Source organism: Aminipila luticellarii, assembly GCF_004103735.1.
GTDB lineage: Bacteria > Bacillota > Clostridia > Peptostreptococcales > Anaerovoracaceae > Aminipila > Aminipila luticellarii.
On the sequence record NZ_CP035281.1, the window covers coordinates 2,705,886 to 2,731,245 of the forward strand.

Sequence of the window (25,360 nt, forward strand, 5' to 3'; positions counted from 1 at the left end):
CCGAATTTTCAGCAGCTAAAGCTGCGAAAACCTTTCAGTTCATATTGATGGTTTACAGATCGCCTCTGCGTCTCATTGCTTCTTCTGCTAAAAAAGTAGCAACATCTATACCGTGGGAATCTCTTCCAAAACCTTCATCAATTCCTGTCTTTCGAGCTTCTTCCGGAACAACCTGTGTACCGCCGGCAGCAATGATCACTTTATCACGGATGCCCTTTTCGATAGCCAGCTCATTGATTCTCTTCATATTCTTGTAGTGGACATTGTCGTGTGAAATAATCGTAGAAGCAAGGATTGCATCTGCATTTAGCTCTACGGCTGCATCCACCAGCTTTTCTACCGGAACGGAGGTTCCAAGGTATTCTACCTGAATGCCCCATTTTTCAATACCGCCATGCTTAATATTGATGATTTCACGAAGTCCTACGGAGTGTTCGTCTTCTCCCACTGTACCGCAGACCACCTTCATCGGATGATCGCCGAACTCTTTGTAAAGAACTTCATCGCTCAGATAATGCGGTTCAGGCGGAATGACCAGTTTGGAAGGATCTACGTCAAAGGTAACTTTACCCTTCATTTCAATTCTCGTACCCTCTGCTTCCTGAAGAACTTCCTTACTGATTACTTCTGGGCTCTCCAGTCCGAGTTTGGTACCGATTTCAAGAGCAGCTGCTTCTGCTACCCTGGTATTGGCCGGAATGCACATGGTCAGGAGAATCGTGCCGTCTGCGCACCATTCTACTTCCGGTTTCAGTGCTTTGCCGTCCAGATATTTCTTCACATTGGCAATTCTTACATCAACGCAGTCTGTTTCATCCAGCTCGTCGATGAATACGATCTTGCTTCTGTCTTCAAAGGTACAGCCGCCGATCAAAGCAGACGGATTCTCAGGATCTCCGCCGTACTGCTCCACGTTGTTATAACCAAAGTGAGCCGTTACCGGAGCCATGTAGTCTTCTGCTCTCTCAAAGATAAAGCCATAGCCTACGCCGCCTTCGATCTTTCTTGCAATACCGTCGCCGTTTCTTTCAGGATATCTGGCAGAATCAACGAAGAAACCTTCCTGTACTGCCTGAAAATATCCGCCAACCTGAATGATTTCTTCCATGAACAGGCAGGCTCTTTCCTTAATGTCTCTGGCCATGTCTCTTAACGGACCGTCCTTCTTTAATTCAACCATTTCCATCAAGCCGTCCAGACCGATCAAGGTCTGCTTTGCATTGTCGCAGGCTTCGATGTTGTAGATATGCCAAGGAACGTTTCTTCCTTCATCCGGCGTAATCGTAGACTGAATATCTGCACTGGTCAGCTTGGAGATCAGCATGTTCAGAACGTGGGTCACCGTTGCTTCTCTTGTGGAAGAACAGATATACTTGGTGTTCTGCTGTGCTCTCATTTTATATCTGCCGCAGATGTCTCTCAGTGCTACTGCATATGGCAGATCCATATATACGCAAGGAGCAGGAGTTGCAGTAGGCGGTACTGTTGATAAGCTGATCAGTTCAGGCTTGATACCAACCTTTTCTGAGAATAAAGCGTTAATTGCGTGCTGTACGATCAGCTCAGGCATTACCTTCCAGGCCTCTCTTGCCGTTGCGTTGGCATTGTGTGCGCCATCGATCTGAAGCATTTCAGCCCAGGCCATAACCTTCTTGGATTCACAGGCATCAACGAAGGATCGTACGCAGTTGATATCTCTGTAAAGTACATTGTACTGAGGATCCTGGTGAGCCCCGTTGATTCCTTCTTCTGCAAACATAACCGCTACGTCCGGACCTGCAACGCCGGATACATAAGAATGGTAATTGATTGGACGGCCAACCTCATCCTCGATCAGATCAAGAGCCTTTCTCTGTGCTCTGACCTGTTTTCTTGTGATAGGAACACCGCCGATACCCTGTGGAGTACCTTCCATCAATCCGTCGATATGAGACTGACCCATATGTCTGATAACCATGATATGATCTGCGCCATGCCATGCAGCCATTCTCATTCTTCGAATATCATCTTCAAATCTTCCGGAGGCGATTTCTGTTGTAATAACAGGCAGCGGCTGCGGATCGATGTCTCCGAAGAATTTTGCAGGAGGAAGTCCTACACTGTTCTTTAAAGGCTCTGAGCAATCATGATATTCAAAAGGTCCCATTTTGATTCCGGGAGCAGGGGTTCTCCAGTGCCAGCCTCTTCTTCTCGGTTCATACTTATCAAGGTCCTTCAAGATGTTTTGAACATCTAATTTTTCATTATGTTTTAATTCTGTCATCTTTACGTCCCTCCTTATTTAAACAAAGCGGCTGCTTCATCCCAGCACTTACCTTGAGCCAGCATTTCTCCTGCTTCTCTGATGGAAATGCTTTTCTCTTTTGATAACTTATATACAACATGACCTGTACCATGCGCCATCAAGCCTCTGTCCATGCAGCCCTCCACGATTTTCTGCGTATCAAGGGAGGAAATGCCCATTCTTAACAGTACGGCTCTTTCAACAGAAGGAGTTGTATTTTTTCTGCCCAGTTCAAGAAGCGGATCTACTACTTGTGCTGTTAATTCCCAGAATCGGTTATAAAGTTCTTCATCAGTAAGATTCGCAATGTGTTTGCGTCTTTCTTGAAAATCATCTTCTCTTCTCATTCCTGATTTCATTCTTCATTCTCCTTTTTTTAATATAAAGTTTACGTTATCTTATAAACTCTTAATAACATCCTTAACAAAGTCCACGTTTGTCTTTGTTTCTGCTGCAAGGAATTCCAGATCAGCCTGTGTCGGATTTGTTACGTTGTGTACTTTGCAGGCTTTTTTAATCAAAGAAGCTCTGAAATGGTTGATGTCCGCATCCACGCACTTAAAGAAACTTGGATCCTTTGGAAGGATAACATTTACGCCCGGTTTTTCATCCTTTGGATTTCCGAATAGCACTTCTATTCCATTATCTCTTGCAAAAGAAAGCTGAGGCTGAACATGCTTTCCGGCACCGGTGTATTCTGTTTCACTTACTACGATGATCTCATCTTCAGGCAGTTCCTGAGCAAGTGAGAATGCCGCCGCCAGAGAAGTGTTTCCGGCAGGTCCTCTTTCAATACCTTCCAGATTTGCAATAGCCTCTGTCATATACATTACTTCGCCCTGAGATACGGTTACGTAACGATCCATATAGCGAAGCGGTCTTGCCGCACTTCTAGGAACATCGGAATGATCCGGATCCGTTGCATAAGGAACCCCAAATCCGGTATGTCCTGTCGTGCAGGATTTCATGTTGAACTGCTTGTCTGAAGCCATGTGAAGACCTGTAAGGTCAATGGAAGCTGCTACGATCTTTGTGTCCTTCGCTCCAGCCTTGATCAGACCGCGGGCAGTTCCGGTAACCATTCCGCCGCCTGCATTTGTACAAACCACCATGGCCGGGTCTTTCCCTAACTTTTCACGGCACTGAACCGCAATTTCATATCCTAGCGTTTCGATACCTGCAATACCAAATGGCGAATACAGGGATGCGTTGAAATATCCTTTATCTTCCAGTATGGATAAAAACTCGTAGAACAATTCCGGTCCCACGGTAAGCTGAACAACTTCCGCGCCCAAAGCTTCACACTTTCTGGCTTTTTCAATGATTTCCGGCTGGCCTACTCCGTGTGAGTCAAAGCATTCCTGACAAATGACGCATTCCAGTCCCTGCATAGCTGCCTGTGACGCAACCGCTGCCCCGTAGTTTCCTGAGGTTGCTGCAATAACACCTTTATATCCCAGCTTCTTAGCATGAGCCACCGCGCAAGCTGCTCTTCTGTCTTTAAAGCTTCCGGATGCATTTGCTGCTTCATCCTTTGCAAAAATCCTTGCACCATATCCCGGCTTTGCATACTTTCTTGCCAGCTCTGTTAAATTTCTCAGTTCAAGAAGCGGTGTATTGCCGACTCCTGTTCTGCTCTGAATTCTGTTAATTTCATCCAGAGTATACTCTGTTGATTTCATCAGAGCTTCATAATCGAACGCGATCGAACCGGATTCAAATTCCTCATAGTCCAAACCGAGAGCTTCTTTCATGATATCATTGGATCTTCCCATGACGGAATCATAGTCTTTTGCTAATGCCATTATTTGTCACCTCCGTACATGATTTCTCTTAACTGCTTATCAATCTGAACTAACTCAGGAATAAATTTACCATAGCTGTGCTTCCAGTATGGATTTACCTCTAAAAGCGTTCCTTTTTCGATTCGATTTGCTGCAGTCATTATCGTTACTTCATCACCGATTTCTGCATCTGCCTGCAGAAATCCTTTGGTCCACATTTCAAGTGGGCATTTTTGGGTGTCTTCAGGAAGTTTTGCAGTTCTCTCTTCGGCTTTTAACACAATCGAGTGAATCCTGACCCATTCACCTTTTTTAACCATTTTGATTCTCCTTTTTTAGATTGCATAAGACACCCCTGCCGATCCCAAGAGTGTCCTGTACATCACTGTTTTCAATTTTTTCAATTACTTAATACTGTTTAGCATAAATAATTTATCCATAAACTCGACTTATTAAACGTTTTAAACGTTAATAGCTTACTATTTTACTATTTTGCATTCTTCGCAGATCTGATCTCTTACGTCTCCCATCAGTGCTCTAGGAACAGGAATATCGATCATTGTCTTTAGACCCGGTCTTGCATTGATTACATGTGGAATGGTGTTAAGAATCATAGCCATTGTTCCGATTCCGCCTTCAATTTCAGGTGTGTTAGCCATGTTTACCGGCGGAACTCCCTTGATCTCTACATAGTCACCAGTGTGCACACCAACCTGCTCTGGTTCGATCTGCTGAGGGTGATCCATTTCGATCTTTTTCTCTCCGTCAACATAGCCCCAGCCTTTCATTGCTACGCCGGCAACCTGCCCTGCCTTAGCAAATCCATAAGGGGATTTTCTATCTACATCTGTTACGATTGGTTCCATATCCTGTTCAAATTTATCCAGCTTCCATCCTAAAGCTGTGGTAATCATTCCTACGGATTCGGCAAAACCAACGTGGCCAGCCATCGTTCCGTCTGCTTTTCTCTTGTTGAATTCCTCGACCTCCATACCGATTCCCTGTTCTTCCATTACAGCAGGTCCAAATGGGGATAAGCTGTTTACTCTTCTGGATACGATATGGTCTACTGTTTCGCAGGCACCTGTCCATAAAATTACTAATAGATCCATGATAAGGCCAGGGTTGATTCCCGTTCCAAGTACGGTTACGCTGTTTTTCTTAGCAATTTCATCTAATTTCTTTGTAAGTTCCGGCTCCTGAGCCTGAGGGAATGCCATTTCTTCTGCAGAAGTGATAACATTGATTCCTCTTTCCATAACAAATACCAATTTGTCATATACCTTGCTTGTAAAAGAGTCTGTGCATACAACTACGATATCAGCAGAACCCGGCTTAATCACATCTTCAGCCGTGCCAACAATGACATCTTCTCTGTCTCCTCTTTCTATGCCGGGAACGACATCATATAGGCTCTTTCCTAATTTAGCGCCGATATCGATCGCACCAACAATATCAATGCCCTTTTTCTTCGTGATCATCTTTCCGATTCCGCCGCCCATGGCACCAAGACCCCAGAGAATTACTTTTACATTTTCCATAACTTACTCTCCCTTTCATTCCAATAAATATTAGATTTATTCTAATTAGTTAAAAAGTTTTATGGCCGGGGATCATCTGAAAGGTTTTCAGATTACCCGCGCAACAATTATATGTTACGCAAGCTTCGTGCCAATTAAAAAAAGTGGCTAAATTCCAACATTTGTCGTTTTTTAACGGTTATAGCTTCTTTGAATTTGTAAAATTTTCTGTAATATTTCATAAAAGTGCAAATATATTTGCGCCAAATAAGCAAATATATTTGCACTTTTTACTATCATGCTATGTTTCTTCTTGGTTTTGTACAATCATGCTCCGCTTATTTTCTTAAATCTGATATTTTTTTATTTTATGCTGCAGAGTCTGTCTTTTAAGGCCGAGCACCTCGGCTGTTTTAGAAATATTTCCGCCAAAATCCGCCATTTTTTCCTTGATAATGTTGATCTCTAAAGACTCGAGATATTGGTCTATGCTCATTTCTTCCGGATCGTAGTCCGCTCCTACATTGGCAATGGCTGCTTCCTTTGGCATCTGAAGATATTTTTCTGTTAGAACATGCTCCCGATCGGACAGGGACACGGCTGACATAATCAGGTTTTCAAGTTCCCTCACATTACCGGGGTAGTCATAATTCTCAAGCTTTTCCAAGGCTCCGTCCGAAAGCATCCATAGCTCCTTTTGAAACCTGCTGTTGTGCTTTTCCAAAAAGTGTTCTATCAGTATGGGAATATCATCTTTGCGTTCTCTAAGAGGCGGAATGCTTATATTTACAATATTTAGACGGTAGTATAAATCTTTCCGGAGCAAGCCGTTTCTTATAAGCGTTTCCGGCGTTTCATTGACCGTAGCAATAATCCTGACATCAATAGGAATGTCTCGGCTTCCGCCAACACGCCGAATGTAATCTTCCTGCAGAACGCGCAACAATTTGCTTTGCAATTCATAAGGCATGGCACTTATCTCATCTAACAGCAGTGTTCCTCCGTTAGCCTGCTCAAAGAGTCCTGCCCGGTCTACGGCTCCTGTAAACCCTCCTCTGGCCGTACCAAAAAGAATCCCTTCCAGCAAACTTTCCGGCAGTGCCGCGCAGTTCTGCGCCAGAAAAGGCTTATTCCTTCTACTGCTGTTAAAATGAATGCTCTGAGCCATTAATTCCTTTCCGGTTCCGGTTTCCCCATATATGAACACGGCAGCATCGGTTTTAGAGGCTCTGGCCGCAATATCCAGCTGATGTTTCAGCCTCCTGTTCTGCCCAATAATATCCTTGAAGCTGTATTTTCTGATCTTGGGTTCGGTTACTTTATGTTCCGGAATCGCCTCTCTCTGAAGTTCTAAAATCGTGTTGGACATAGTTTTAAAATTGGTTATGTCCTTTGCGATTTCAAGGGCTGCCACCACTTCTCCCGAATCGTCCATAATCGGAATCGTCGAATTGATCGTCGTGATTTCCTTTCCGTACCGATTCAGATACGTCTGCTGTTTATTGGGCGTCGGCTCTGCTCTCCTTAAAGCTCTCAAAAGCGTGCTCTCTCCCTCCGGTATATGAGAAAAAACAACTCGGAAAGGCTTGCCGATCACATCCTCTCGATTGGTCTTTTCAAGGGTTGCCATGGCTTGATTATAAATGATGCTCTTCCCATCCGTATTGACGATGTGAATCCCCTCATCAATAATATTCGCAAGTTCCTGTACAATTTTTTCATATTGTTTCGCGTTCATTTTGCACCTCTGCATTCTTCATTTTGCACAGTAGAAAAAATATTTCTGTTTCTGTAAAAATAAATGGAAATCTAATGTCATTCTATCGCAAAAAAAGGATAAGTGCAAATAAATTTGCACTTATCCTGCTATTTCTTTTATAAATGATATTTAAGAAATTTTAAACATCGTTATTTTTTATAGACTGTTTTTTAGCGTTACGGTTCTGATTTTGATTTTCTTTTGTAATTGGAGTCTGATTATTACATTTTTTCATTCGCGCATTTTTATTGTCCGGCTGACTGTCTTTTGGCATTTTACTCACCTCTAAAATTAAAACTTTATCTCTTATTCTGCTCCAAATTAAAAAGGATATACTACAGAAGCTTCGGATTGACAAAGGCTTCTTCCCATAGTAAAATGTGTATTGTTAATAGACAATACACAAGGAGAATTATTATGAGATTAAGAAAAGAATCGGACTATATGCAGGAAGAAGAAATAGTATTGGTCGCTCAGGTTTCCGACGCTTTGGCGCATCCCGCCAGAATCAAAATATATCAGTACATTATGCAGTGCAACAAGGAGCGTACACCGGTCTGCAATAAAGACGTCGTTGCCGCCTTTGATTATTCTCAGGCAACTATTTCACAGCATATCAAAAAATTAGTGCAGGCTGAACTGGTACAGTCACAGAGCAAGGATAAATACTCCTATTATTACGCAAACATCGGCATACTAATGAAATATTTAAATGCAACAAAAAAATTCAGTACATTTCAGGCATAAGTCAAAACAGACGGTACGGTATTATTTAAAAAAGGTGTTGTCCATGAACCGGACAGCACCTTTATTGTTTCCATATCTCTTGATCCTACTTCTTAGCGAGCAGCCGCTCCAGACGCGCCTGTTGTTCTGCTCTCGGCATATCGTAACCGTATTGGTGGAAATCTAATACATCCGCATCTTTAACGATTTCCTCCAAAGGACTTCCGACTTCACTTTTTTTACTGTGATTTTTCACAGCAACAGCCAACATCTCTATTTCTTCCTCTGTAAAAAGCTTAGTCTTTTTCAAAAACTCCTGAACGGGTATATAACCTGCCTCCGCATGACCTGCCTGCTTTCCGGTGATGATCCTTCCATAGTCGTGGATGGAACAGGCAGAGGCTGCCAGAATCGGATCGACGCCCCGTTCTTCCGCCATCAGATACCCTAGCTTCGCACAGCTTGCAAGGTGTACCCGTTCCCAGTCTATGGGCTGATCTCTTTGCGGTACAACCTTTTCATAGTGATCTATTTCTTTTAATAATGCGCTTTGCAGCTGTAATAATTTATGCATATAAATCCCTCCTTCAAGCGTTTATATTGTACCATGAAGTAAGCAAAAATGATATGCCCGCTTATGCGCTCACTTTTCTTTTTTTCGTGTTTATTATTAAAGAAACAACACCTACTAGGATTAGCGCAATCGCATATGTAATATAAATAAACCGATAAGAAGTCGCATGACCTAATTGCATGATAAAAGACAAAATAAATGCTGACACAAGACCTCCCAAATGAATACATGCCGTAACGATTCCAAATGCTAAGTCCTTTTGTTTCTCATTGACATGTATGGCGGTCAGATTGGAGATATATGGTACCATAGCTCCCGATCCGATACCAATCAGCAACGTTCCGATTATGATTAGGGTTGCTTCCTGTGACAAATACATACAAATAAAGCCAGCCGCATAGCATAACATGGCCGAAAAAACATAATACTGCTTCAACCAGTTATTTAACTTTGAAAAAATAATTCCGGTGAGAATACTCCCAAATGCCGGAGCAGCAAGGAATATACCCATCATGTAGATGGGTGCCAGCCTTTCTTTTGTAACAAACATAGAAATCGTAAGCTGGAATCCTCCAAAGGCAATCCATACTAAGGTCATTGCCAGTGCCATGGCATATACATATTTAGGCAGCTTAACTTTTTCTCTTACTTCATTATTCCTTTCATCTGTTTTGATTGGAGGGGATTTTGGAAGTCCAATGGCAACGATGAGCAATACCACGAAGATGAATGAGAACGAATAAAAGGCCATCTGCCAGCCTCTGACAAGCAAGATTCCTACTAAAATACTAATCACTACATTCGCAAAATTAAAGGTGGAAGTAGCCAGCCCAAGCATTCGTTCTCTTTCCCGCCCTTCATAATGTTCAACAATAATTTGATTGGGCAAAGGCAAAACCAATCCCACTCCAACTCCAGTTAATAACCGTAATATTAAAATCGTATTAACACTGTTTACAAATGCCGGCGTTATTCCTGTGATTCCATAGATAAGAAGCCCAATAACAGCTATATTTTTCTTGTCAAAAAAATTAGCCAGCTTTCCCGATATTACACTGAAGATTACCGAAGCTAAAAAGGGCAAGGTGCTTATTAGTTGTATCTTTAGAGCCGGTTCATTTGGAAATGCCTGCATCAAAGAACCTAACGCTGGCCCGACGGTGGCAGCTTCAAAGTTCCATACCATTGGAACCATTAGGATAGCAAATGCTGAAAATTTGGTAATTTTGTTCATAGAAACCTCCTAAAATTATAAATCCGATCCTCAGATGAAAATTTTGACTCGTTTTCTAGCTCATTCCGTGCATCATCTATTACGACTAAAGTATATAATAGGGCTTTGACATTGAAAAATGCTAAATTCACATAATCAATGTCTGTGCAATCGGTTAAAATTTTTGAAGGATATAAAAACGAACTTATTCTCTATGACAAAATAAACCCCTTTCATTAGACCGTCTAAACGGATTCCATATGTTAGATTTTTTAATCTGATCTATGAAACCCATTTATCTCTAAAAGGGGTTTTAATCGATTTGAAATATTCATTTTTTAATTACTGGGACACTTTGGCGCAGCAGGTAATAAAATTCTTTGTAATGGGATTATATTTCCTTTTATTCCAGGCAAGCACTACTTTTTCCTGCATGTTTAAATCACTGACGTGTTTTATAATAAAGTCATAATCATGAATATTATTTGCTATAAATCTGGGGGTAAGCCCGATTCCTAACCCTGCATCAACCTGCAATATCAGAGATTCCATATTAGATGCCAAGCTGTATTGTATTTCTCCAGATAACGCTCTTTGATTAAATAATTGATAATAGAATTTAGGATTGAACTTTGTCTTTAACGCAATAATTTTATGTTCCGATAAATCGGTTAAGGTGATTTCTTCTTTTTGATATAGCTTGTTTTTCTTTGGCACGATAAGGCAAAATGGCTCTTGAAAGAGGACTTTCCAATCCAAATCTTCTTTTAAATCCGTTACCGCATATTCAAATGTAACGCCAATATCAATATTGCCGCGAATCAGCAAGCTGTTGATCGTTTCAAAATTGTAGCTTTCTAATTGAATCTTTATATCTGGGAAATTTGTCTGCACTTCCGAAATGATTGCCGTTAAAGCAGACATTTTTCCTAATGTGGCTAATTTTAATTCGCCAATCTGACCTTTGCCGGCATTTTTGATTTTTTCCGCAAGATTCTCTATTTCATTAATAATCCATGGGCTCTCCTCTTGAAGGATTTCCCCTGCAGCCGTTAAAACAACCGATCTATTATTTCTGATGAAAAGCTGGACACCTAGCTGATTTTCCAATTTTAATATTTGTCTGCTTAACGCCGGCTGATCAATATGTAAATGTTGGGATGCCTTAGTAAAATTTTGGTATTTTGCTACTGACAGAAAAGCTTTTAATTGCTCTGTATCCATATTTATCTCCTCATAAATTACTGAATAATCTAACTACTATAAATATATCTTATGTATTATTTAAAGTCAATACCGCTGAGAGCAGGTACCAACAAAGCTCAGTAACCATGGAAAAAAACGAAAATGCTGCCCATTGGGCAGCACGAGAGACTTTATATTTTTTTACTTATTATCCAATTAGTGTCATAGCATTTGCAGTATGCCTGCAGCACCCATTCCGCCACCTATGCACATGGTTACCAAGCCATATTTTTTCCTATTATCTTTAAGATAATCTAATACCTTACAGGTTAATATGGTACCGGTGGCTCCTAATGGATGCCCTAAGGCCAAGGCTCCTCCATATGGATTAACTTTTTGTGTATCAAAGCCTAGTTCCTTAATGCAGTAAATCGATTGTGAGGCAAAGGCCTCATTGATTTCAATCGTATCCATGTCCTCAACCGTTAATCCGGAGCGTGCCATTACCTTAGGTACCGCATATACCGGCCCAATTCCCATCATTGTGGAGTCGCAGCCTGCCACTGCAAAGTTAGCTAAACTGGCAATCGGTTTAATCCCTAATTTTTTTGCCTTTTGAACCGACATCAACACCACAAAAGCTGCCGCATCCGATGTCTGTGAGCTTGTTGCCGCCGTTACAGTTCCTTTTTCAGGCAGGAAACAAGGCTTCAGCGCACTCATACTCTCTATGCTGGCATCCTCGCGAATTCCTTCATCCTCTGTAATGAGCTTACCGTTTTTATGGAGATCCATGGCTTTAACCGGAATGATAGAAGGCGCAAGCTTTCCGCCATTTCTGGCTGCTTTAGCCTTGCGGTGTGATTCAACTGCAAAGCGATCCATCTCCTCCCTTGTAATTCCAAACTTTTTTGCCACATTTTCTGCCGTGATTCCCATTGGCATATAGGCTCCCGGGGCATGCTCCAAAAGCCACTCTTCACAAAACTCCACCGGATAGGGCTTAAAGGTGCTGGTCATATCCTCTACACCCCCGGCAATAATTACATCACCCTGCCCTGCGGCAATGGCATTTGCTGCAAGGGCAATAGATTGAAGGCCCGAAGCACAAAACCTATTGATGGATTGCGCCGCCACATTTTCCGGAAGCCCTGCACGCACGGCTATATTTTTTGCAACATTCATAGAGGTTTTATCCTGTTGGACCGCACAGCCTACAATGACATCTTCGATATCGCTTTTATCAAGCTCCGGGATTTGTTCTAAAACACCCTTTAATACCTGCGCCGCATAATCAACAGGATGCATTTGTGAAAATCCGCCTTTACGTGATTTACATATGGCAGAGCGGCCATATGCAACAATAACTGCTTCTATCATTTCGTCCTCCTAACGACGCTTTAATCCCAGAATCTCTCTTGCTTCATCCGGATCCGCAACTTCTTTGCCATAGGTTTTAACTGCAGCGACCGCCCGCTCAACAAGCTGTACATTTGTGGCTTTCACACCCTTTGCCAAATAGACGTTATCTTCAAGGCCAACCCTTACATGTCCGCCCAATGCAATGGTAGCATATAAAATTGGCATATGGCCCGCACCAATGCCAAACGCTGACCAGGTTGAGCCTTCTGGGATCTTTCTTAATAGGAATAAAAGATTTTCAATGGTTGCTTCCATGCCTCCCTTGACGCCCAAAACAAACTGAAAATGGGTGGGAGCTGTAAGCATTCCCTTTTTTAAATAATAATCTGTCACGCCCAGCATACCGGTGTCAAAAACTTCAATTTCTGGCTTAACGCCGGTCTCTTGCAAGGTCTTTGCAAGCTTTTCTAAAAACTTTGGTTCATTTTTAAATACGCCGAAAGGCATCCAGTTAAAAGAGCCTGCATCGAACGATGCCATTTCCGGCTTCAACGCTTTTACGTGTGCTACTCTTTCTTCATCACTTGCGGAATTATCACCCGATGTAGTGCAGTTAATAACCACATTACAATCCTCATGTTTTTTTATCAATCTAATGGTTTCTGCAAATCTTTCCTGATCCATGGTCCCAATGCCCTTATCATCCCGCATATGAAGATGCACAACCGCCGCTCCCGCTTTCCAGCAAGCGTAAGCATCGTCGGCGATTTCCTGCGGGGTCATAGGTATGTACTCATTTATTTCTTTTGGGGTAACAGCCCCTGTTAATGCTGCTGTTATAATAACTTTATTCTTTTCCATCGTTAGCCTCCATTCCGCCGCCAGTTATTCACTAAACATGACTTTCAAATTCTTCGATATAATTAATTTCGGTTCTGTCCGTTCTTGAACCTTTTCTATTGTAGTATTTTCATTTATTTCTTCTAATACCAGGCCTTGTTCCGTCACCCGTATTACTGCCAGCTCGGTTATAATAAGATCGACCTTTGAAACTGCAGTTATGGGCAAAGAAACCTTTTTTATAATTTTTTTGCCCCCATCTTTTTTGGTATGTGTGGTTGCAACAATTACCTTTTTTGCACCCATGACTAAGTCCATAGCACCGCCCATACCTGGTACCTTTTTCCCTGGTATCTTGTGGCTTGCAAAAGTTCCGGTTTCATCAATTTCTAATACACCCAAAACGGTGACATCTACATGACCGCCTCTGATGATCGCAAATGAAGTGGCACTGTCAAAAAACATAGCACCTTTTTTAACTTGAACGTATTTAAAACCCGCATTGATTACATCCTTGTTTTCTTCTCCCGCCTTGCAGGTTCCGCCCATGCCCAAGATTCCGTTTTCTGCCTGAAATTCAACATCTATTGTGTCGGGAATATAATTTGCAACCATTTCCGGCAATCCAATCCCTAGATTTACCACATTGCCATCCTCAATTTCCATTGCAACTCTTCGGGCGATAATCTCTTTCTCATTATTCATGGCACTCACTCCTAACAATATAATTTACAAGAATTCCCGGTGTTCGAACATTTTCAGGTTCAATTGCTCCCACCTCTACAAGGTCTTCTGCTTCGACAATGACCAAATCCGCAGCCATGGCCATCAACGGATTAAAGTTTTGAGTCGTACCCTTATACATAATGTTGCCTTTTTTATCAACAATAGATCCCCTAATCAGTGCAATATCCGCCCTAAGTGGCTTTTCCAGCAGAAACTCTACACCATCCACTGTGATTCGTTCTTTTCCTTCTTCCACTTCTGTACCAAGCCCTGTCTGGGTCAGTATTCCCCCCAAGCCTGCTCCGCCAGCCCTGATCTTTTCTGCCAGTGAGCCTTGAGGAATCAATTCAACGGGAAGAGTCCCTTCATTCATTTTTGTTCCCGTTAACGGGTTCATGCCGATATGCGAGGCAATCAGCTTCGCTACAACCCCTTCTTTAGAAATTAATTTCCAAAGTCCTTGTTCTGGATGGGTGGAATCATTTGAAATAACGGTAAGTCCCTTGACCCCGCTTTCAACAATTGCATCGATCAGTACTTCGGGAGTTCCTACCGATGCAAAACCACCGATCATCATTGTCATATTGTCATGAAATAGCTTTTTTAGCTCCTTTTTGGTTATTAATTTTTCTTTCATGCGTTATCCCTTTCAATGGCTAATTCCAAAATCATATTACTTCTGTCAATAAATGCTGACATCTGTTCTGCTTCAAGTGTTTCCTGACCAAGTCTTGCAATATCGATCAACTGCATTTTTATAATATTTGTGACTTTTTCTGAAGCGGATGGGTTCAGCAGAAAATGGACCAGCTTGTTATTGAGATTTAATAACAAAATATCATTCCCGTAGGAAAACTTACTAACATCGATTCCGGTGGCACTATACATTTCGATCGCATCCTTTACCCGTCTCTCTTCCTCGTCTAAAATCATGATAGAGGATATTTCTTTTGTAATCAGCCGATCCGCTTTAACCGTCAAATGTTTATCTTCCACCAATCCTTTAAAGCTATTGACAAGCCTTGCTTCATCCTCCGTTACTTTTGCCTCCTCATCCTCTGTCAGTTTTTCCTTCAATGCAGAACAAAAATCGGAATCAATGCGATTAAACCTTAAATTGGTGTCTTTCATTTCAAGTTTTTTAATAAGAGGCTGATCAACAACATGAGTCATATATAAGGCATCAATGCCTGCTTTTTTGAAGGTGCTGATGTAATGTGCCTGTTGAATTTCATCGGATACATAATAAATAATATTTTGATGTTTATCCTTTATCTGTTCCAGGTATTCGTTTAAGGTCACATACTTATCCCTTAACGTTCTGAAAATAATAAATTTTTCAACATAGCTGGCAAACAACTTATCTTTGAGACAACTGAACTTTATAAATGGATTTAAAGAATTCCAAATTTCTTCATAAAACTCACGCTCACATTCAAAGGTTCCGTATAACTTGAAAGCCACTTGCTCTACTATATAATGGGTTATTGAATTAAGAGCCTCACTTTTCTGAACGGATGATCTGGACGCCATCAAAGGAAGATCCGTACAATCAAAAATTACATTTTGAAGGGACAGGAATTCAGGAAGCAGTCCTTTTCCTTCATTAGTGATATACACCTGATTGCTGTAAATTTTTATTTGACCATCAATGTTTTGGTTAAAACTGTCTTCATTTCTAAAGTAAACAAGCCCTTTTATTCCCAGCTCCTCATTATATAAATGAAGCCAAAGTACAGGTTCCGTATGGGTGTTGAACGCTTTTTGATAGAAAGCGATGTATTCCGCTCTTGTACAATCTTCCGGATTTTTAACCCATAATGGATTCGTATCATTTATTTGCTTTTTTTCAGGACTTTCAGCCGTATCTGCTAAAGCATCCTTACAGCTTAGTTCAATGGGAATCGGGAAAAAGGCAAAATATTTGTTTATAACAGCTCCCATCCTTTGCGGTTTAAGATATTGTAAATCACTTTCAACATGAAGCGTAATGGTTGTTCCAATTTCGGATTTATTTCCTTCCTCCATTTTATAGTTCATCTCACAATCACACGTCCAATGAACCGGTTTTGATTTAGGCTTGCAGGACAGCGTATCAATTTCCACTTTATCTGCAACCATAAAAGCCGAGTAAAATCCCAACCCAAAATGTCCAATAAGTGAATTATCCACATTGTCTTTATATTGATTTAAAAAATCTGCAGCACTTGAAAAAGCAATCTGGTTGATATACCTTTCTATTTCGTCTGCATCCATTCCAATGCCGTTATCCATAAATTTTATTGTATTTTCTGTCTGATTAATCTCAATGCAAATAAAACTATTCACAGCATAGTTTTGGCACGTTCCAATTTTTATTAAACTGTCCCGCTTCGAAATGGCGTCGGCGCAATTTGATATTAACTCTCTTACAAAGATATCCTGCTCTGTATACAGCCACTGTTTTATGATCGGAAATATATTTTCGCTCTCCACGGATAATTTTCCATTGATGCTGCCCATAACTTTGCCCTTTCTCTTTATGTATACTAAAACAATTTGGCCGCCGGATCTCTCCGCCGGCCAAAGCTATTTCTAAATTATTTCTTTCCTAATACCTTTTCGTCATATGCTGCCTGATAAATATCCCTTGAGTCCAAATCAGAGTGATACATTTTTGTATTGCAGAAGTCTCCGAACATTTCTGTACCAAAGGTCATGTCCAAATCATCAACAATTCTCTGTTTCCAAGGTCTTCTTACAACCTGTGTCGTTAGTCTTCTGATTGTTCTATTCTGCGCCATAATAACATCAGCAATTTCATAGGCTCTGTCAATCAGCTTTTCTCTTGGTACGACTTCACTTACCAACCCATACTTCAAGCAGGTCTCTGCATCCATCATCTCGTTCATGAACATTGCATAAACGGCTCTTCTTGTTCCCATTAATTCAAGCAGACAGCTGTGGATGCCATCTCCCGGTACAATCCCATATACATAATGGGGGTCTGAAATAACGGAATCCTCCGCCATAATGCAGATATCACACATCAGTGCTAATTCCGCATGTCCGCCTCTTCCAACTAAAGCACCAATCGTTGGTACTTCAACGTCCTGAATCATTGAAATAAGCATTCTTCGACCATCAATAAACATATGGTCATATCTTGTCCCTGCCGGATCTGTTCTCTCAGGAGCCCAGCTCTCATCCTCAAATACACTAATCCAGTTATCACCTGTACCTGTAAAAATAATGCATTCCGTTTCTCTGTCTGTTCCTAAAAGTCTCCACATTTTTCCGATTGCATCGTGTAATTCCATACTCCAAAGCTGAGATTCGCCCTTGGTGTGCATCCGAACTAAAACAACGCCGTCCTCTCTTCTTTCCATGATAAAGTGTTCTTTAAACATTTCTTTTAATTCATCAAATGTAGGCCAGCCTACGAACTGTGTTTGAGTTGCCATTTCTTTTCTCCTTTTCTGATCAAATAAATTTATCCTTGTTACTTGATATAACTTTAGTTTTAAAGTACCATCCGATGGCTTACATTGAAAAATGCTTTTTTTGCATAAATACTTTTTCGCTGCACAAAAAAATAGCCAAGCTGCTATAAATACAATAACCGCTTGGCTTCAATACTCGTTCTTAAAAAGCTTATTTATGATAAGCTTCCTTTTTATTAATTTTAAACGCTCGATAAATCTGTTCCAGTAAAAAGACCCGCATCATCTGGTGGGGAAAGGTCATAGCGGAAAAGGACAGCTTATAATCTGCCCGCTGGCTGACCTCGGAAGTTTGACGGTTGAATAGGAAAAGGAAGCCATAAACTTATGAGAAATGGCATTATCCTATTTTTTTAATATTCAATATCCGAGCCAATACGGTTGCAAGGATAAATACAAACACGGTAAATAAGGCACCCATCTTTGCCGCCCCCTGCAGGGCTGGATCCGTGTATGCAGGAGTCACTACAAACAGGGCTACCGTCAAGCCCATTCCCCCAACCACACCTGCCAGGAAAACGTCCCTTCCGGACATTCCCTCCGGCAGATTAAACTTCCACAGGGTAGCAAGCCAGGTGAACAAAGAAATACCCAGAGTCTTTCCTACCACCAGGGAGGCAAAAATAATCCAGGTCAAGTTGGAAACAGATGAAAATTCAACACCTGCATTGGCTATTCCAAAAAAGAACAGCCCATAATCCACAATAGGTGAAATGTGATGCTCAAAGCAGCTCAGAGTGGAATACTCTGGTGCATCGTTTACGCCGTGCATGTCCACCCCTTCCAAGGATTGGCCCTGCCTGGGCAGAAAAGGAATGATGAAAACCAGGGATAGTGCCGGATGCAGATGCGCATTGAGCATGCCAATCCAGCAGATGGTACCTGCTCCAAAAATATAAGGGATATAGCTTTGTACTTGTCGTTTATTCAGATGTGCTGCCACCAACATTCCTAAAACAATCAGCAAGAGCCATAGGGGCTCTACCGGTGCATTGGGATCCGGATAAAAGACTGCAATGATAATTAATCCTATTGCATCATCAGCCACCGCCAGCAGCAGCAGAAAGCTCACCGCCGGATGATCTTTTCCAAACACCATTCGAGCCAGCAGCCAAGCCAGCGCAATGTCCGTAGCGGTACAAATCCCCCAACCGTTTAAAAAGGTCGGATCGCCCATCAGCTCATTCAACGAAAAAAATACAACGATGGGACCGATAATGCCTCCTGCTGTAGCTAAAAGCGGTGTTATAGCTTTTTTTATAGGATTTAAGTCTCCGCCGGGAGATAAGCTGTTGACAATCTCAATGCCAGCAACGGCGAAAAAGAAGACCATAAATACGTCATTAACTAAGAAATGGACATTAACAGGACCTGCAATCGTTCCATGAACCGCTCCTTCATAGGTTTCTGGAGATAAATTGGCCCAAATCAAGGCTGTCACAACACCTAGTATTAATGGAAGGGAATATTCTCTAAAACGATTAAGCCACATGGCCATCACCTCCTTTTACAACATAGCATGCCTTTTTCTTTTCGGTTCATGCTGTTTTTGTTTCTCACTCATTCTTATTTATGATAAGCTTCCTTTTTATTAATTTTAAACGCTCGATAAATCTGTTCCAGTAAAAAGACCCGCATCATCTGGTGGGGAAAGGTCATAGCGGAAAAGGACAGCTTATAATCTGCCCGCTGGCTGACCTCTTCCGCTAAGCCCAGGGAGCCGCCTATGACAAAGACCAGATCGCTTTTTCCTTCCAGGCCCAGCTGGTTGATCTTATCCGCCAGCTTCTCGGAACTAAGCTGATTTCCCTTAATCTCCAAAGAAATCACATACGCTTCTTTTTTAATTCTTTTTAATATGCTTTTTCCCTCTGCCGCCTTGACGGCCTCCTCCTCCGCCTCCGAAGCATTGTCGGGTAAGCGTTCTTCCTTCAGCTCGTCTATTGACAATGTACAATATTTAGACAGCCGCTTGCTGTATTCTTCTATGGCGCTAACCCAATATTTTTCCTTTAGTTTTCCAATACATATCACTGTTATATTCATGCTCTATACCGTGTAAATCATACTGATTTCGTCTTTCATCATGGTGTTCAGCTGGAGCTGTCCCCCCAGGTAATGCTCCGATTCCTCCAGCACGTTTTTGATGGTTTGATACGCCATTTCCGGGAAGTTGTTCTCTCTGCTCAGATGGGCCAAAAGAATCTTTCGGGGCTTGCTGCAGCACTCGTCTAAAAGTCGGCACAAGCAGTTTCCTGCGGCTACATTGGACAAGTGTCCCCTGCTTCCCAGAATCCGTTGTTTCACATTCCAGGGATAGCGGCCCACCTTCAGCATATTCTCATCGTGATTGGCTTCTAAGGTCAGCAGATCTGCTTGCCGGATCTCGTCAAAGATCTCCTCGGTTATGCACCCCGTATCGGTGACGATGGTAATCTGCTTTTCTTCCGCAAAGAGGGAAAAGCCCACGGGCTCCGCCGCATCGTGGGAGATATGAAAGGGTTTTATCTTAATATCTCCTATGGAAAAAGCCTCTCCTGTAATGAAAAGCCCTCGCTGTCCTTCCGGCACGTTTTCCTGAATCTGTGTCCATGTTCCCGCATTCGCATATGTTTTAGCACCCGGAAGCTTTTTTGACAGAACCCGAAGGCTTTTCACATGATCGATATGTTCGTGAGTCACGAGTACGCCCTGAACCTGCTCTTCCGGGGTCTGTGTTGTATTGAGTCCTTCCAGTATCTTCTTTCCGCTTATTCCCGCATCTATTAACAGCGCGGTGCTGTCACTTTTGACCAAATAACAATTTCCGCTGCTTCCGCTGGAAAACGAACAAAAACTTAATGCCATTGATTTCTTTCCTTTCATGCTTTATACGCATCTATATATTTCGTCTTTCCTCCATTGTACGTAATTTCCCACGCCGGAAAGGCTGTATCTGATATAAGAGATTCTCCGTTAAAATCTGAGCTGTTGACCCAGAAAACTAATTGCATCTTTTCTACATGAATGATTTCCTCTGAATTTTTTTCACTCATAAACAGTAGCAGCGCTTCTTCCGGAGAGGAGACCTTTAACTTCTTCTTACTTTTGGGCGTGAGGCTCAAGCACTGTCTCGTCACATCCTTTACCTTTCCGCTCTGAAACGATACTTCTACGAAGCTGTCCCCGATGGCCACCTTTTTATAGCTGTTCTTATACCGCACCACCGTTGATTTTCCATGGGTCAGTACCTTGTCAAAAATTAAATTATCTCTGCCCAACTGATTGTCCTCTAAAAATTGATCTGCCGTTTGGCGATAAAGCTCTTGGCTGGAATTTGCCGGTATCATATAGATGTCCTGCTTTAAAGCCTGTTCAATCTGGGCCTGCCTGCCATTATTATACTCAATAGTAATAGCCGGCATATTTTCATATTTATCCGGTATTTCTGTATCTACAAACACATTTTTTTCTTTGAGAATCGCGAACAGTACATCCTGATCCAGAACCTGATTGTCCGCATTATTTTTCGTCAAATAGGTACACAGGAGAAATATATTCGTCGCAATTAATGCCACTATTAAAATATTTTTCGCTTTAGACCAATCCATTTTTTCCCTCATCCTCTATATTAATACGCCTTGGAGTACCCCTTCGGCTGACCGCTATACAGATCAAAATATAAACAAACTCCATTGACTTCCAATGCCCATACCGGAACCAGCTGCAAACTCTTCTCCTTGTCGGCGGTTCCGTCTGTGGATAGCTTTATCGCCGGTTTTAAGTAGCCCATATATAAATTGTCGATCCGGTTGGCCACATCCTCAAAGGAAAGTTCCTTCTGATCCTGTTTGGTCTCAAGGCCTGCTTTGGCTGAAATATAATTATAATTCAGCGCCAGCATATTGATGGCAGAAATCCGTTCCTCTTCCGAGTTCTTCTGCGCCTGATTCTCATCAAAGTTTATAAGCTCTTTCCGGAAGTATGAAATCTGTCCATCCTTTACATCTATTATAATCGGCATGTTGTCTTGATAAAAGACTTTATTTTTTCCGCATTCAAAGCCGAATATAAATTGATAGCTGTTTTTCTTATCGTCTATAGGCGATGCACTTTCCAGATAAGGCTTTATCTTTTCTCCTGCCATGGTCTGAAATCCGCCATGGGCGCCTATAAAATTCAACGCCGCATCCAGTGATGCAAACATGGATTGCTGTTCGGCGTTATTGCTTTTTATCTCTTCTTTATATTCTATGGAGCCGTCATTTGGATTAATGATCAATACTTTCTGCCCATAGCCGTACATATACACGATTTTCTCATTGGTTTCCTCCAAGGTTCTTACAAAATCGAGGGTCTTCCCGAAATAGGACTGAGCCAGTGCTTCTATGGCATTCTTCTGTTCCATACTGATGTCTTTTTTGTAATCCAAAGGGATTGGTGCTATCGGGCTCTCCACCGGAACAAGCGTGTCATTGGTGCTCTCCGAACCCAGATACGTTTTCAGCGGAAAATATGGAATAGCTTGCTGCTGTGCAAAAAGAGAATCTAATTGATCAGAAATCTGTAAAGCCTTGTTTCCAAGAATCCAGTAATATTTTTTCTTGTTTCCGTCATAAATAAAGGTTCCTTCTGCGCTTCCCTTAGAAAACCCAATCTCTGTCATATTGCTGATGTTATCATATCCTTGCTGCTGTTTTATATCGAATTCCTTGCAGAAGTCTGTGAAAGGGATATTATACTGGAATTTTGCAAAAATAGAAGGATATTTCATCGCATCTTTATACTCTTCTTCCGTTATTTCCTCTACCAAAATATTGGTGCCCTTTGAAAAATCTCTAAAGGTCTTTAAGACCTGATCTTTCCACAGCTCTTCTTTTTTATCCGTTACCACTATGTAATCTTCATTTCCGCCGCCCAAGACAATCTGGTCGGGCACAAGCACCTGTTCACTGGAAAGCACCTCATACGGCTCATTATCATCATTAAAAATAAAAGCTTCCAAACTTTTACTTCCCCACAAAAAATACAATAGTAGTATCGTTGTAAAAACCAATACTACTAGTAATATATTTTTCAATCTCTCGATGTTAAATTGCTTCTTGATATCTATTTGCATCTTTTCCATGGTTATCACATTTCTACCCTTTACACAAGTCCTGTTATCAATTAAAAATAGATTTGATCAAATTTTGCAGAAAGGTTGCCGTCCCTGACTGTGAAGAATCAAACAGCTTACTGTCCTCTTTATTTTTTATGGTAACGAAGCATTTTCTGGAATAAACAGCCTTGTTTTGATACATGGTATCCACTTTTATGTAATAGACGCCCGGACTTCTGTTCTCCAGGTTTCTGGTATAAAAGCTTAATTTGTTCGATGAGGTAAAGCTCTCTCCTGCGCCCAAGGGAACATAGATTAAAGATCCGCTGTCCGCATAGGTTCCCTGAATAATGGCTCTCATATCACTTTCTCCCAAGGATATGGAGCTGTTGGCTCCCGTAGCTTTTCGTACTTCATAAACGGAAACCCTTATCGTCTTAGGCTGTGTAAGCTTAACGGAAAGAAAAAGGCTGCTTGAAGTAATAGCACTGCCGTTTACCGGATTTACAATCGTAACATCCTGATCCACTGCCGCAAAGGACATGGATATGCTGCCAAATACTATGGATACTATTAAAATAAATGCCAGTATGCACTTTTTCAAAGCCTTCTCTCTCCTTTCTTTCAAACTCATTATAGTCTATATATTATCTCGTACCACAAACTGGCATAGAGCATAAAATTCACCAATTTATTAGACCAGTATACCTTATTATTATTACAACCGTGTTACAGCCGTTTTAAAATGCTTTTACATTTGCAAATATGCCGTTTTTATTGCATAATAATAGTATTCAAATCTCAAGAGGAGTAGTATGTGAAATGAAAATTTTAAGGCTTTATACAGACGGGGCTTGCTCCGGAAATCAAAATGAAAATAATATTGGCGGATGGGGTGCCGTTTTGGAGTATGGGGAACACCAAAAAGAATTATTCGGCGGTCAAAAGAATACGACCAACAACCGTATGGAAATGATGGCGCTTATTGAAGCCCTTTCAGCAGTCAAGAAAGAAAATCAGACCATCGAAATTTTTTCCGACAGCTCTTATTTAATGAATTGCTTTCGAGAAAAATGGTATGAAGGCTGGTTGAAAAATAATTGGATGAATTCCAGTAAGAAACCGGTTGAAAACCGCGATCTCTGGGAGAGATTACTGGAGCTTACCGGAAGCCACCGCATTTCTTTTTACAGAGTAAAGGGGCATGTAAATTTAAATAGCAAAACTACAAATTTTGATGCCCTTTACGAAAAATTTATTCAGATGAATGGTGCCGGTTTTTCCTTCGATGATTTTAAATATATCACCGAAATGAACAACAAAGCCGACGCTCTTGCCAACAAGGGAATTGATGCCGTTAGAGATTCTTTGTGATTCGGTTGACTGCTTCTGCGGCCGTTTTGATCTGAGATTTCGTATTGAAAGGGCCCACACTGAGCCGAACAGCTCCCGTCTCCCAGGTTCCGATGGTCTTGTGCGCCAGACCCGCACAATGAAAGCCTGCTCTGCCGGCTATTCCATAGGACTCGCTGAGCTCATCAGCCACCTGCTCGCAACTTTTTCCTCTCACATTAAAGGTAACGATTCCTGCCTTTTTTCCGCAGTCCTCCACGCCATAGACCGTAACACCGCTCATATTTCTCAGGGACTCATCAAGCATTCTTGTAAGCTCCTCCTCATAATCATGGATTGCTTTTACACCGATGTTGAGCAGCAGCTCCACTGAAGTCCCCAGACCTACTATTCCCGGTGCATTGACCGTTCCCGCTTCATACCCTTCAGGCATTTCCTTCGGCTGCTTTCTTTCCTTAGAGGAAGTCCCCGTGCCGCCAAGCAAAAGAGGTTCCAGCTCTATCCCGTCTCTCACATATAAAAACCCTGTACCCATCGGACCCAATAGGCCCTTATGTCCGGGGAGTGCCAAAAGGTCAATATTCATCTCCCCCACGTTGATGGGTATACATCCGCCCGACTGCGCGCCGTCTACCATGAATAACAGGTTGTTTCTATGTGCCAGCTCGCCGATTTCCCCAATGGGCATGATGGTTCCTGTCACGTTCGATGCATGTGTGCAAACAATCAGACGGGTATTTTCTTTTATGGAAGCCTTCATGTCCCGTAAATTTACTGCTCCCGTCCTGTCACACTTTATAATCGTGTGCTCTATGCCTTTAGCCTCCAGCATCTTCAAAGGCCTAAGCACAGAGTTATGCTCCATAGAGGTGGTGATCACATGATCACCTGCCTTGAGCAGCCCCTGAATCCCCTGATTCAGAGCTCCCGTTGTATTGATCGCGAAAATAATTCTTCCCGGATTCGTAATATTAAATAATTTAGCCAGGCTTTTTCTCGTTTTATAGACCTCTTCCCCGGTCCTCATGGACATGTAATGTCCTGAACGTCCCGGATTACCGCAGTATTCAGCCATGCATTTGTACATGCTGTCCATCATGGCTTTCGGTTTAGGAAAAGATGTCGCACCATTATCTAAATAAATCATATATTCTCTCCATACAAAATCTAATTTGTTTTAGAGAGCAAAGGGCTCCCTATATGTAATATATGTTTTTTGTTCCCATTATGTTCCTTAAAGAATGATTTTAAAGCTAAAATCCTGTCATTTTTTACTGCCTTTTTAGAGGATCACCGGTACGGCGGCATATTGACAAGCTTAAAAATGTTTGGTATATTAGGTGCATAGACATAAAAATATATGCTTTAAAAGTTTTATAGGGTTCCGTAGTTTTGAAAGCAAAAACTAGTCTGGTCCAAGATAAAACGTACAGTTTGACTGTATACACGGAAGGATAAAAGCCTGGGAGATA

The 25,360-nt window shown here is 41.7% G+C and carries 25 protein-coding genes, 1 pseudogene and 1 riboswitch; of the genes and pseudogenes, 2 read left to right on the forward strand and 24 right to left on the reverse strand.

Annotated features, from left to right (window positions below):
• Positions 1-52 precede the first annotated feature (52 nt).
• The 7 genes from oraE to EQM06_RS13305 all read right to left on the reverse strand — a co-directional run bounded on the left by oraE (position 53) and on the right by EQM06_RS13305 (position 7,621).
• On the reverse strand, positions 53-2,263 hold the full coding sequence (oraE, locus tag EQM06_RS12580) for a D-ornithine 4,5-aminomutase subunit OraE (RefSeq protein WP_128746696.1): 2,211 nt from the start codon (positions 2,261-2,263) through the stop codon (positions 53-55).
• Positions 2,264-2,277: 14 nt separating this feature from the next.
• A complete protein-coding gene (locus tag EQM06_RS12585; protein WP_128746874.1) occupies positions 2,278-2,631 on the reverse strand; it encodes an ornithine aminomutase subunit alpha in 354 nt (117 codons plus the stop codon).
• Between the two features lie 51 nt (positions 2,632-2,682).
• Entirely contained in the window at positions 2,683-4,089 is a 1,407-nt protein-coding gene (gene ortB / locus EQM06_RS12590) for a 2-amino-4-oxopentanoate thiolase subunit OrtB (protein WP_128746697.1), read from the reverse strand.
• Positions 4,089-4,388, reverse strand: coding sequence for a 2-amino-4-oxopentanoate thiolase subunit OrtA (gene ortA, locus EQM06_RS12595; RefSeq protein WP_128746698.1), 300 nt, complete (start codon positions 4,386-4,388; stop codon positions 4,089-4,091). The genes ortB and ortA overlap by 1 nt, the downstream gene beginning before the upstream one ends.
• 159 nt (positions 4,389-4,547) lie before the next feature.
• Positions 4,548-5,609, reverse strand: a complete 1,062-nt coding sequence (gene ord / locus EQM06_RS12600; protein WP_128746699.1) for a 2,4-diaminopentanoate dehydrogenase — start codon at positions 5,607-5,609, stop codon at positions 4,548-4,550.
• Positions 5,610-5,934: 325 nt separating this feature from the next.
• Positions 5,935-7,326, reverse strand: coding sequence for a sigma-54 interaction domain-containing protein (locus tag EQM06_RS12605; RefSeq protein ID WP_128746700.1), 1,392 nt, complete (start codon positions 7,324-7,326; stop codon positions 5,935-5,937).
• A 160-nt stretch (positions 7,327-7,486) separates the two neighbouring features.
• Positions 7,487-7,621 carry a hypothetical protein gene (locus tag EQM06_RS13305; RefSeq protein WP_269140036.1) on the reverse strand — a complete coding sequence of 45 codons (135 nt, stop codon included), beginning with the start codon at positions 7,619-7,621 and terminating at the stop codon, positions 7,487-7,489.
• A 143-nt stretch (positions 7,622-7,764) separates the two neighbouring features.
• Here EQM06_RS13305 and EQM06_RS12610 point away from each other — a divergent pair, with 143 nt between their 5' ends.
• A complete protein-coding gene (locus tag EQM06_RS12610) occupies positions 7,765-8,094 on the forward strand; it encodes an ArsR/SmtB family transcription factor (protein ID WP_164914460.1) in 330 nt (109 codons plus the stop codon).
• An 85-nt stretch (positions 8,095-8,179) separates the two neighbouring features.
• Here EQM06_RS12610 and EQM06_RS12615 read toward each other — a convergent pair whose 3' ends face one another.
• The 16 genes and pseudogenes from EQM06_RS12615 to EQM06_RS12690 form a co-directional block, all read right to left on the reverse strand.
• Positions 8,180-8,647 (reverse strand): HD domain-containing protein, encoded by a 468-nt coding sequence (locus EQM06_RS12615; RefSeq protein ID WP_128746702.1) that lies wholly within the window; start codon positions 8,645-8,647, stop codon positions 8,180-8,182.
• A gap of 61 nt (positions 8,648-8,708) precedes the next feature.
• On the reverse strand, positions 8,709-9,881 hold the full coding sequence (locus EQM06_RS12620) for an MFS transporter (RefSeq protein WP_128746703.1): 1,173 nt from the start codon (positions 9,879-9,881) through the stop codon (positions 8,709-8,711).
• Positions 9,882-10,202: 321 nt separating this feature from the next.
• Entirely contained in the window at positions 10,203-11,084 is an 882-nt protein-coding gene (locus EQM06_RS12625) for a LysR family transcriptional regulator (RefSeq protein ID WP_128746704.1), read from the reverse strand.
• 183 nt (positions 11,085-11,267) lie between these two features.
• Positions 11,268-12,425: a thiolase family protein gene (locus tag EQM06_RS12630; RefSeq protein ID WP_128746705.1), complete on the reverse strand. Its 1,158-nt coding sequence runs from the start codon at positions 12,423-12,425 to the stop codon at positions 11,268-11,270.
• Positions 12,426-12,434: 9 nt separating this feature from the next.
• Positions 12,435-13,268 carry a BKACE family enzyme gene (locus tag EQM06_RS12635; protein WP_128746706.1) on the reverse strand — a complete coding sequence of 278 codons (834 nt, stop codon included), beginning with the start codon at positions 13,266-13,268 and terminating at the stop codon, positions 12,435-12,437.
• A gap of 24 nt (positions 13,269-13,292) precedes the next feature.
• Complete coding sequence (locus EQM06_RS12640) at positions 13,293-13,952, reverse strand: 3-oxoacid CoA-transferase subunit B (protein WP_128746707.1); 660 nt, start codon at positions 13,950-13,952, stop codon at positions 13,293-13,295.
• A complete protein-coding gene (locus tag EQM06_RS12645) occupies positions 13,945-14,610 on the reverse strand; it encodes a CoA transferase subunit A (RefSeq protein WP_128746708.1) in 666 nt (221 codons plus the stop codon). Before EQM06_RS12645 ends, EQM06_RS12640 begins: the two co-directional genes overlap by 8 nt.
• Entirely contained in the window at positions 14,607-16,475 is a 1,869-nt protein-coding gene (htpG, locus tag EQM06_RS12650) for a molecular chaperone HtpG (RefSeq protein WP_128746709.1), read from the reverse strand. Before htpG ends, EQM06_RS12645 begins: the two co-directional genes overlap by 4 nt.
• A 77-nt stretch (positions 16,476-16,552) precedes the next feature.
• Positions 16,553-17,416, reverse strand: coding sequence for an enoyl-CoA hydratase/isomerase family protein (locus EQM06_RS12655; RefSeq protein ID WP_128746710.1), 864 nt, complete (start codon positions 17,414-17,416; stop codon positions 16,553-16,555).
• Positions 17,417-17,606: 190 nt separating this feature from the next.
• Positions 17,607-17,738: pseudogene (locus EQM06_RS12660) on the reverse strand (23S rRNA (pseudouridine(1915)-N(3))-methyltransferase RlmH); the annotation flags it as partial.
• A gap of 57 nt (positions 17,739-17,795) precedes the next feature.
• Positions 17,796-18,947, reverse strand: a complete 1,152-nt coding sequence (locus EQM06_RS12665) for a Na+/H+ antiporter NhaA (protein WP_230974980.1) — start codon at positions 18,945-18,947, stop codon at positions 17,796-17,798.
• Between the two features lie 74 nt (positions 18,948-19,021).
• A complete protein-coding gene (rlmH, locus tag EQM06_RS12670; protein ID WP_128746712.1) occupies positions 19,022-19,501 on the reverse strand; it encodes a 23S rRNA (pseudouridine(1915)-N(3))-methyltransferase RlmH in 480 nt (159 codons plus the stop codon).
• Positions 19,502-19,504: 3 nt separating this feature from the next.
• A complete protein-coding gene (locus tag EQM06_RS12675; protein ID WP_164914461.1) occupies positions 19,505-20,302 on the reverse strand; it encodes an MBL fold metallo-hydrolase in 798 nt (265 codons plus the stop codon).
• A gap of 14 nt (positions 20,303-20,316) precedes the next feature.
• A complete protein-coding gene (locus EQM06_RS12680) occupies positions 20,317-21,045 on the reverse strand; it encodes a two-component system regulatory protein YycI (RefSeq protein WP_164914462.1) in 729 nt (242 codons plus the stop codon).
• A 20-nt stretch (positions 21,046-21,065) separates the two neighbouring features.
• Complete coding sequence (locus EQM06_RS12685; protein WP_128746715.1) at positions 21,066-22,562, reverse strand: YycH family regulatory protein; 1,497 nt, start codon at positions 22,560-22,562, stop codon at positions 21,066-21,068.
• A gap of 37 nt (positions 22,563-22,599) precedes the next feature.
• Entirely contained in the window at positions 22,600-23,139 is a 540-nt protein-coding gene (locus EQM06_RS12690) for a hypothetical protein (protein WP_128746716.1), read from the reverse strand.
• 218 nt (positions 23,140-23,357) lie between these two features.
• Between EQM06_RS12690 and EQM06_RS12695 the strand changes: the two genes are divergently transcribed.
• Positions 23,358-23,909, forward strand: a complete 552-nt coding sequence (locus EQM06_RS12695; protein WP_128746717.1) for a ribonuclease H family protein — start codon at positions 23,358-23,360, stop codon at positions 23,907-23,909.
• Here the strand turns inward: EQM06_RS12695 and EQM06_RS12700 are convergent.
• Positions 23,893-25,035, reverse strand: coding sequence for an aminotransferase class V-fold PLP-dependent enzyme (locus EQM06_RS12700; protein WP_128746718.1), 1,143 nt, complete (start codon positions 25,033-25,035; stop codon positions 23,893-23,895). The genes EQM06_RS12695 and EQM06_RS12700 overlap by 17 nt on opposite strands.
• A gap of 218 nt (positions 25,036-25,253) precedes the next feature.
• A riboswitch (guanidine-I (ykkC/yxkD leader) is annotated at positions 25,254-25,359 on the forward strand.
• Position 25,360: the final 1 nt, after the last annotated feature.

Bases quoted from the DNA above. Each gene is read 5' to 3' on its own strand.
- htpG (WP_128746709.1), bottom strand. From the start codon at position 16,475: ATGGGCAGCATCAATGGAAAATTATCCGTGGAGAGCGAAAATATATTT.
- ord (WP_128746699.1), bottom strand. From the start codon at position 5,609: ATGGAAAATGTAAAAGTAATTCTCTGGGGTCTTGGTGCCATGGGCGGC.
- EQM06_RS12700 (WP_128746718.1), bottom strand. From the start codon at position 25,035: ATGATTTATTTAGATAATGGTGCGACATCTTTTCCTAAACCGAAAGCC.
- rlmH (WP_128746712.1), bottom strand. From the start codon at position 19,501: ATGAATATAACAGTGATATGTATTGGAAAACTAAAGGAAAAATATTGG.
- ortA (WP_128746698.1), bottom strand. From the start codon at position 4,388: ATGGTTAAAAAAGGTGAATGGGTCAGGATTCACTCGATTGTGTTAAAA.
- EQM06_RS12585 (WP_128746874.1), bottom strand. From the start codon at position 2,631: ATGAGAAGAGAAGATGATTTTCAAGAAAGACGCAAACACATTGCGAAT.
- EQM06_RS12655 (WP_128746710.1), bottom strand. From the start codon at position 17,416: ATGGCAACTCAAACACAGTTCGTAGGCTGGCCTACATTTGATGAATTA.
- EQM06_RS13305 (WP_269140036.1), bottom strand. From the start codon at position 7,621: ATGCCAAAAGACAGTCAGCCGGACAATAAAAATGCGCGAATGAAAAAA.
- EQM06_RS12645 (WP_128746708.1), bottom strand. From the start codon at position 14,610: ATGAAAGAAAAATTAATAACCAAAAAGGAGCTAAAAAAGCTATTTCAT.
- EQM06_RS12635 (WP_128746706.1), bottom strand. From the start codon at position 13,268: ATGGAAAAGAATAAAGTTATTATAACAGCAGCATTAACAGGGGCTGTT.
- EQM06_RS12680 (WP_164914462.1), bottom strand. From the start codon at position 21,045: ATGGATTGGTCTAAAGCGAAAAATATTTTAATAGTGGCATTAATTGCG.
- EQM06_RS12620 (WP_128746703.1), bottom strand. From the start codon at position 9,881: ATGAACAAAATTACCAAATTTTCAGCATTTGCTATCCTAATGGTTCCA.
- EQM06_RS12615 (WP_128746702.1), bottom strand. From the start codon at position 8,647: ATGCATAAATTATTACAGCTGCAAAGCGCATTATTAAAAGAAATAGAT.
- EQM06_RS12685 (WP_128746715.1), bottom strand. From the start codon at position 22,562: ATGGAAAAGATGCAAATAGATATCAAGAAGCAATTTAACATCGAGAGA.
- oraE (WP_128746696.1), bottom strand. From the start codon at position 2,263: ATGACAGAATTAAAACATAATGAAAAATTAGATGTTCAAAACATCTTG.
- EQM06_RS12640 (WP_128746707.1), bottom strand. From the start codon at position 13,952: ATGAATAATGAGAAAGAGATTATCGCCCGAAGAGTTGCAATGGAAATT.
- EQM06_RS12675 (WP_164914461.1), bottom strand. From the start codon at position 20,302: ATGGCATTAAGTTTTTGTTCGTTTTCCAGCGGAAGCAGCGGAAATTGT.
- EQM06_RS12665 (WP_230974980.1), bottom strand. From the start codon at position 18,947: ATGTGGCTTAATCGTTTTAGAGAATATTCCCTTCCATTAATACTAGGT.
- EQM06_RS12695 (WP_128746717.1), top strand. From the start codon at position 23,358: ATGAAAATTTTAAGGCTTTATACAGACGGGGCTTGCTCCGGAAATCAA.
- EQM06_RS12605 (WP_128746700.1), bottom strand. From the start codon at position 7,326: ATGAACGCGAAACAATATGAAAAAATTGTACAGGAACTTGCGAATATT.
- EQM06_RS12610 (WP_164914460.1), top strand. From the start codon at position 7,765: ATGAGATTAAGAAAAGAATCGGACTATATGCAGGAAGAAGAAATAGTA.
- ortB (WP_128746697.1), bottom strand. From the start codon at position 4,089: ATGGCATTAGCAAAAGACTATGATTCCGTCATGGGAAGATCCAATGAT.
- EQM06_RS12630 (WP_128746705.1), bottom strand. From the start codon at position 12,425: ATGATAGAAGCAGTTATTGTTGCATATGGCCGCTCTGCCATATGTAAA.
- EQM06_RS12625 (WP_128746704.1), bottom strand. From the start codon at position 11,084: ATGGATACAGAGCAATTAAAAGCTTTTCTGTCAGTAGCAAAATACCAA.